Source organism: Longimicrobium sp. (assembly GCF_036280135.1).
Lineage (GTDB): Bacteria > Gemmatimonadota > Gemmatimonadetes > Longimicrobiales > Longimicrobiaceae > Longimicrobium.
This window is the reverse complement of record NZ_DASURI010000493.1, coordinates 1-3,364: the sequence shown is the minus strand read 5'-3', so window position 1 is coordinate 3,364 and position 3,364 is coordinate 1. Positions and strand designations below refer to the sequence as shown.

The following is a 3,364-nucleotide window of genomic DNA, read 5'->3' as shown; positions in this document are numbered from 1 at the left end:
GACGCTGAAGCGGCTCTTGTGGATGAAGACGGGCCGCCCCTCGGCGATGGCGCGGCGGGCGGCGTCGCGCGCGGCGTCATCGTCCGCGTCGCGGGCCAGGACGATGGGATCGGCGGGGCGGATCTCGTCGATGATGTCGGCGCCGGCACGCTCGTCCGCGTCGTCCGCAAGGCCCATGCAGTGCGGCGGATACGTGCCCTTCGTGGCATCCGGCGCCACGGGGTCGATCTCCGCGTCGCCGTACGCGTGCCAGTCGCCCGTGTAGACGATGGCGGCGCAGTGGTCGCGCATCCATTCCGTGGCGCGGACGAGCGCGGGGACGATCTGCAGGGCGCCGGCGTCCTGGCCGTTGTCGAACAGGTCGTGCACGTACAGCCGTCCGCCCTGCTCCGGCGGCAGCATGAAGTCGTTCTGCACGTCCACGATCCAGCCGATGCGTCTGGGGCCTTGCCCGGGCATATGCTTGCTCCCTGGTTGGGATGTCGATTCGTTCGGCTTGGTGACGGCGGGTTACGGGGGACAGGTTAGAGGGACAGCCCGCAACCCCGGCCCGTCATCATCCCGCTTTTACTTTCGCACTTTCGCACTTTCGCACTTTCGCACTTTCGCACTTTCGCACTTTCGCACTTTCGCACTTTCGCACTTTCGCACTTTCGCACTTTCGCACTTTCGCACTCTCGCACTCTCGCACTCTCGCACTGCCGTTCACACCCGGTCCCAGTCCACGCGGACGAGGCGCGGATTCTCCCGGAACTGCCGTCCCACCTTGCCCTCCGCGTGGCCATCCACGCGGACGAGGTCCGCCGTGAAGTCGAAGTCCGTCAGCAGGCCGTTGTCGCCGCGGCTGTGGCCCAGCAGGCTGCTGCCCACGCCGTACGCCACGACGGGCACGCCTTCCTTCTCGAACGTCCTGATCTTGTCCGGGGTGAACCCGCCGCTGACGACGATGCCCACGGATTGAAAGCCCTCCGCGTCCAGCGCCGCGCGCATCTTGCGGACGAGGTGCGCGTTCACGCCCGTGAGCTTGGCGCGCCCCCACACCGCCGGGTCGCCGATAAGCGACTGGTCGATCAGCCGCTCGCTCGTGTCCACCCGCACGCCCGTGAGCACGCCGTCGCCCAGCTCCGCGCGCACGGCCCGCGCGACGGCCAGCGACGTCTCCACGGCGTTGTTGTCATAATCGACGAGCGACATGACCCGCACGTCGGGCTCCTCGGCCTTGAGGTAGCGGGCAAAGGCGAGCGTGGCCGCGACCGTGTCGCCGTTGAAGGCAGCGATCATGGCGTGCGGCATGGTGCCCACGCCCCGCGCACCCCACCACGCGCCCGCCGCGTCGCTGCTGACGCTCTCCGCGCCGCCCACCTGCGCCGCGTAGCCGTCCGGCGTCTGCACGCGCCAGTCGTCGTGGCGCGGCGCCATGAAGATGATGGGCTTTCCGTTGGCCGCCTCCACCACCGTCCGCGTGTTGGACGCCACGAGGCTGCGGCGCGCCAGCACGCCCAGCAGCGGCGTTTCCAGGTGCGCGAAGCCGGCGTACGGCCCCGTGACGTGCATCACCGGCTCCCAGTCGTCCTCGCCGCCGGCGTTGATGGTCTCGCCCTCCAGCAGCGTGTCGATCTCCAGCGCGCGGTAGTCCGAGCCGGGGGTGAGCTGCGTCTGCAGCAGGCGCACGGCCTCGTACACGCCCGCCAGCACGCCGCGCCGCTTGGCGAACACCTGCATGGTCACGACGGGGTCGCGCCCCGCGTGGCGCAGCGTGTTGGCCGTGCGGACAAAGTAGCGGTCCGACAGCCACCCGCTGCAGATCCGCGGGTCGAACTGGAACACTTCACGCGGAAACTGGCTCAAGCCCTCGTGCAGCCGGTCGCTGCGCTCCTGGGTACCGCCCGTTGTCTGGCTCATGCGTCGCGGAAGGAAGTAGAGTCGGTGCCGTGTTCATCATTCTCTAAACGAGAATAATAGGATGAATGCACGGCGTCAAGCAGAATCGGCGTGATGCCGCGCGTCAGCGGTCGCTCGCGGTGAGCGGGAGCCACGGAAAGCGGATGGAGGTGTCCAGGCGCGCGCGGACGGCATCGTCCAGGAACCGGTAGATCTCGGGCGCCACGCCGGGGCCCTTCCCCTCCCGCTCGCGGCGCTGCCCCGTCTTGCCCACGATGCGCGGCGCGCGCGCCTCCGTCCGCGCGGGCGGCGCCACCGCGCGGCGAAAGTTGGACCGGTGCAGCGGGCGCCCCGCGATGGCCTCGCAGGCGGCCTGCAGCTCGTCCAGCGTGGCCCGCGGGCCGGTAAGGGCCATCAGCGCGGCGGGCATGTACTTGATCTTGCCGCGGATGCGTCCCAGTGCGTCCGCCAGGATCTCGCGGTGATCGAACGCCATCTCCCGCCCGAACAACGCGTCGTCGTCCCGCGGTTCGGACCGGCCCCAGCGGTCGCGCCGCCCCTCGGGGACGAGGGCGGACTCCACGAGCAGGGCCCAGCGCTCCGCCGTGCGCTCCTCGTTCCAGTCGTCCAGGTCGAACAGGTCGCGGACGCGCGCCAGGCGCGTCCGGTCGCGTCCCGCCCATCCGTCCAGCGCCCGGCGCACGCCGAGGGTGCCGGCGCGGCGCGCGTCGTCGCGCACGTCCTCCCAGGGCAGGTACGCGTAGACGTCGGCCCAGTGGGCGCGCGTGGCGTCGTCGGCCCCTTTCGGCTCGGCGGGCTCGGAGACGAGCATGAGGTACGCGGCCGTGGTCACGCGCGCGCCGCGGGCCGTCCACGCGCCCGTCTTTTCGTCGCGGGTGCCGGCGAACTGGCGCGGGTCGCGGCCGTTGCGGCTGTAGCTGGCGAGGGCTTCCACGTACTCCGGCGCGCGGATGCCCGTCTCCTCGTCCAGCTCGCGGATGGCGGCCTGGCGTGTGTCGGCGTCTTCCCAGTCCATGAAGCCGCCCGGCCACGCGTCCAGCCCGCCGAACGGGTCCTTGCCGCGCTCCACGAGCAGGGCGCGCAGGGTCCACTCGGTGCCGTTTTCCAGGGCCAGCGCCACGGCGTCGCCCGTGACGGCCTGGAGCGGGTAGTCGCCCGCGTTGTAGCGTACCGCCCACTCCGGGACGTCTTCGTCCGGGGGGATGTCGATGGGTTCGCTCACGGATTCTCCGGCGGATGTGCGAAAGCGTCGCTACATTCTCGACGCGAGAACTACGCCGGGAGCGCACGGAAGCGCAAGGGGGCTTGAACCGACAGGGAGTCCGTCGCTGCGCGACGGGGGCCCTCTCCCCCGACCGCCTTTTTGAACGTTCCTCGCAACGGCGGTCGACCCCTCCCCCAACTTCGGGGGAGGGTTGGCGAGAAGGCGAGATCCGCGCGCGAAAGCCGGTTCCACACGGAC

3 protein-coding genes are annotated in these 3,364 nt (G+C 70.6%); all 3 read right to left on the bottom strand.

The window, feature by feature from the left end; translation table 11 throughout:
- A partial coding sequence (locus VFZ20_RS15900; protein ID WP_414682944.1) for a hypothetical protein occupies positions 1–459 on the bottom strand: 459 nt, incomplete at its 3' end.
- A 246-nt stretch (positions 460–705) separates the two neighbouring features.
- Positions 706–1,902, bottom strand: coding sequence for a hypothetical protein (locus tag VFZ20_RS15895; RefSeq protein ID WP_329684894.1), 1,197 nt, complete (start codon positions 1,900–1,902; stop codon positions 706–708).
- 103 nt (positions 1,903–2,005) lie between these two features.
- Positions 2,006–3,124: an NUDIX domain-containing protein gene (locus tag VFZ20_RS15890; RefSeq protein ID WP_329684893.1), complete on the bottom strand. Its 1,119-nt coding sequence runs from the start codon at positions 3,122–3,124 to the stop codon at positions 2,006–2,008.
- Positions 3,125–3,364 lie beyond the last annotated feature (240 nt).